This window comes from Victivallis sp. (assembly GCF_048170485.1).
Lineage (GTDB): Bacteria > Verrucomicrobiota > Lentisphaeria > Victivallales > Victivallaceae > Victivallis.
Genome location: NZ_DBEXAY010000246.1, coordinates 1 through 4,081 on the forward strand (window position 1 = coordinate 1; position 4,081 = coordinate 4,081).

Genomic DNA, 4,081 nt, shown 5'->3' on the forward strand with positions numbered 1-4,081 from the left:
CTATTGACTTTCCGATTGGATACATTGTTTTTGTATTACAAAACAAGGAAATATCTGATGAAAACTAAGGATACCAGCAAGACAGAGCAGGTAGTAGACGAGATTTTGTCCTACATTATCGACCATAAATTGACGTTGCACGACAAACTGCCCTCCGAAGAAGAGATGACGGAACTGTTCGGTGTCAGCCGTGTCTGTGTCCGCGAAGCGCTGCGGGGGTTGAAATTTCTCGGGCTGGTGGAGACCGGGACCCGGCGCGGCACCCGGCTCCGGCAGGTCAATTTCGCGTTGCTGAGCCGAATTCTCGGGTTTCAAATCGCGGTGAGCGACCTCTCCTATTACCAGTTGCTTGAAGCCCGCCTCTCCATTGAACTGAGTGTTCTGGACATCATCATCAATAAAATCACTCCGGAGCAGTTGAAGGAGCTCCGCGAAATCGCCGACTGCGCCCGTTATGAGGACACCCCCGAGGCGATCGAACGGAACTATCAGCGGGACTGCGAGTTCCACCGCGCGCTGCTGGCCATCAGCGGCAATGAACTGCTCTGCTCCTTCTCCCGGTTGCTGGAAATTTTCTTCGCCCGTCGGGAAGCGACCTGCGTCATGAGTCAGGCCGCCGCGGCGGAACATCAGGGGCTCCTTGATGCGCTGGAAAATCACAACCTCGAACTCGCCCGCGGCATCATGCGAAACCATCTCGCCAAATATAAAGGAGAATAGTCCGTCATGTTCACCCCGCGAAAAAGTGTAACGCTGGAAAAACTGAGGAACGGAGAAACCGTCTTCAGTTTCAAAAGTAACCTCTCCTGCCCCCGGGCGCTGGAAATCGCCGCCATGAACGGCTTCTCCTGCCTCTGGGTCTGTGAAGAGCATGTTGCCAACGACTATTCGGTGCTGGAGAGCCAGATTCTCGCCGCAGGATGTCTCGGTGCGGACCTGCTGGTTCGCGTTCCGCGCGGCTCCTACAGCGACCTGGTCAAACCGCTCGAACTGGACGCCGCCGGAATCATGGTGCCGCACGTGATGTCCGCAGAAGATGCCCGCACCATTGTGCGAAGTGTCCGCTTCCATCCGCTCGGTCGCCGGGCGATCGACGGCGGCAACCGCGACGGGGCCTACTGCAACATGGATTTTCAGGAATACCTCCGGTTCGTCAACCACAACCGTTTCGTTCTTATTCAAATCGAAGATGTCGAAGCGCTGGAGGAGCTTGACAAGATCTGTGCGGTGCCCGGAATCGACATCATCTTCTTCGGCCCCGGCGACTTCAATCAGTCGATTGGCCGCCCGGGAGAGTTTGATCATCCGGACATCGCGGCAGCGCGGCGCAAGGTCGCCGAAGCCGCGCTGCGGGCCGGAAAATTCGCCGGTACCGTCGGCGGTCCGGACAATGCGGCGGAATTGATTGCGGAAGGGTTCCGTTTCATCAATTTAGGTTCCGACGTGGTTGGTCTCGGCGCCTACTGCCGGGAACTGCTTTCCCGGACGATGAAAAATCTCACACGCAACATCGACACGGAAAAGTAAAGATGACCGGTAATTCTGACGATTCCGTCAGCAATGCCTCCTTTTCAACCGGAGAAGAGGCATTTTTCTACAAAATCAACTGACCGGCTGGAATTCCAGGCGGCAGGTTCCCGATTTCTCGATCGTCGTTTGCAAGTGAATGCACCAGAGCCGGTCGCCCCAGGAGAGTTTCATCCGCACATCTTCCAGCGGAATCTCCTCCAGACGTTCCAGCTCGATGCCGCGAAGTTTCAACCTCATCCCGCTGATTTCGATCCCTGCCGGAGTGAGTTCCGGCTTCACCGCACAGTACAGCGGAAGCTCCACGGAAATCGTTCCTTTGCCGGATACCGTATCCTCAATCGATACCACGCCCTCCGCGGTCAGAACCGCCCGGCGCACGCAGGAGGTGACGCCACACTCCTTCGGGTACGCCCCGGCGATGTCGATGGCCACCCCGTCCGCCAGCAGCTCCCGATGCCCGGCGGCGAATTCCGCCCCCGGCGCCTGCAGTACTCCGTTGAATGCCGGAACGTTGTGGCCGGAGCTGTTCAAAAAACGGTTTTCATAGCGACGCTCCGAAAATGTGAACTTTGTGTAATCCGTCGCGCCGCAATCGATGATTACCGGTTTCCCGTCGAAAAACAGTTCAAACTCACCGACGTCGTTGTGGTTGTGATTTTCGTTGTTGTGCCCTCCCTTGATGCAGAGAATCGAACCGGTTTCCTCCTTCTCCGGATTCTGCCGGAAAAGGTAGAATTGAAGGTCCGGCAGCACCGTCCGCCCCTCCCCCGGGAAACATCCCCAGGCCGCCGGATCAGGCGCCCAGAATATCTGTGCAAGCTCATCCAGAAGAACAAGATGAAGGAACGTTCCCTTTTCGGAAAATAGGTCCGGAATCTCGCCGGTTCCCCGCGGCAGAAATCCGAAAGCGGCCTCCGCGGCAAACGATTTCAGACGCGCACTGCCGGAAAGTTCGGCAAAATGGTTCAGCAGTCCGGCGTTCAGCCGGTCGAATTTCGCCGCAGAATCCGCCATGCAGGCAAACCACGGCCCGGTCAGGTGAACTTTAGCGATGTAATCGCCGATGTTGCGGAACTTCTCCTGTGTATAAAACCAGTTGTAACTGCCGCCGGTGTATGTGTTGAGCAGATCGAGGAAGAGCATAAGCCGGATTCCCGCCACCATGAAATATCCGGGCCCCTCATCACAGCCGCCGTCGGCGGCGTAGCGATTGTAGAAAGAGTCACAACATTCGGCCAGTTTCAGGATCAGCCGGGCGAGCCGTTCAGGCTGATCACGCAGGAACGTGAACGCGGTCAGCGCGACGTTGGAGGCACACCACGGCCCCCAGTTGTTGAGGCCGTCCAGCCACCATTCGTGCACACGCTCCTCCTCGACCGGCACGATGACCCGTTCGATGCAGAACTCACGCACCCAGGTGAGCAATTCCGCCGATTCCGCTGTCAGTTCCTTCTCCAGCAGCCGGACCACGCACGCGAGGGTTGCGCCGGTTTCCGCACAGAAGAGGTCGGTACGCGGCAGATCAAACCGGGGCATCGGGTCATTTTCCCGGTAATACCCGTGTGCAGGCAGATACCAGACCGGTTCGGACAGCAACTGCCAGATTCCCTCCACCACCGCAGGAAGAAACCGGCGACGGTATTCCATCGCCTCCGCGAGACAGAAAAGCGCCAGATGGCTCCGCCGCGTAAAATATGAAGTCTCAAAAATGCGACGGTTCCCGGTACGGACATAAGAGAAGAACTCCCCGGCCTTCAGGATCGGGTAGATTTCGGCATAGTCCTTTCCGAGAATCTCTTCCGCCTTTTTTAGGTAGAGCGGGAAACTCACTTCCCGGAACCGGCTGCCCTCTCTGCTCCACGCGGCCCGGTTCGCGGCCGGCGGAAACCGAAACGGAAACTGCTGTTTCCGGAACACTCCGGCCAGCGCATCCTGCGTCATAAAATTTTTCAGCATTCCGGAACTCCTTCCTGCCGGAGGTGGTCCATTTTGACAAGATGCGTCCCGCCCATCCGGTCTCCAGTATAACATAGCACAACGGGCGATGCTTTCAATTACGGAATAGATTTTTTGTGATGACCCCTTTTTTCAAGGGCGGCATTACATAGAAGCAGTCAAAAAATGCAAATTTAATTTTGTATGTTGTCCCCTGTCGTTGTTCCTGCAACTTTCCTTTTCCGTGAATGGGCTTGATCGCTCGTCGGAGGAAAAAGTTGCAGAAACATGACAGATGTGTTACGGTAAAAAGATTGGAGTCGACAGCCAGTCGATGAAAATCGCGGGAGCACCACCTCGAGGTCGTTTTCGATCCTTGAGAGATCGTTAAAAAGCAGGAGAGATGCTTCCGCTACCGTGCTTTGCCGAAAGACCGTACAGTTTTTTAATTCTATGGTCAACTTGCCGATCGTCTCTTTGAGCTTCCGGTTTTCGCGTTCCAATCGCTTGCGGACATGATTCACTTCGCCCCGCTCAATCTGAAAAAGCAATTACTGGGACAAAATGAAATGCGGAAAGAGTCTTATAAATATGAAAAAAGGGCAACTACAAAATC

At 55.6% G+C, this 4,081-nt stretch carries 3 protein-coding genes; 2 read left to right on the forward strand and 1 reads right to left on the reverse strand.

Features of this window, described 5'->3' with window-relative positions; genetic code table 11:
* The first annotated feature begins 57 nt into the window (after positions 1-57).
* Positions 58-720: a FadR/GntR family transcriptional regulator gene (locus ACMLHG_RS12850; RefSeq protein WP_417170744.1), complete on the forward strand. Its 663-nt coding sequence runs from the start codon at positions 58-60 to the stop codon at positions 718-720.
* Between the two features lie 6 nt (positions 721-726).
* Positions 727-1,527: an HpcH/HpaI aldolase family protein gene (locus ACMLHG_RS12855; protein ID WP_295807580.1), complete on the forward strand. Its 801-nt coding sequence runs from the start codon at positions 727-729 to the stop codon at positions 1,525-1,527.
* Positions 1,528-1,602: 75 nt separating this feature from the next.
* Here the strand turns inward: ACMLHG_RS12855 and ACMLHG_RS12860 are convergent, their stop codons facing one another.
* Positions 1,603-3,486, reverse strand: a complete 1,884-nt coding sequence (locus ACMLHG_RS12860) for a heparinase II/III domain-containing protein (RefSeq protein WP_417170745.1) — start codon at positions 3,484-3,486, stop codon at positions 1,603-1,605.
* Between the last annotated feature and the right edge of the window lie 595 nt (positions 3,487-4,081).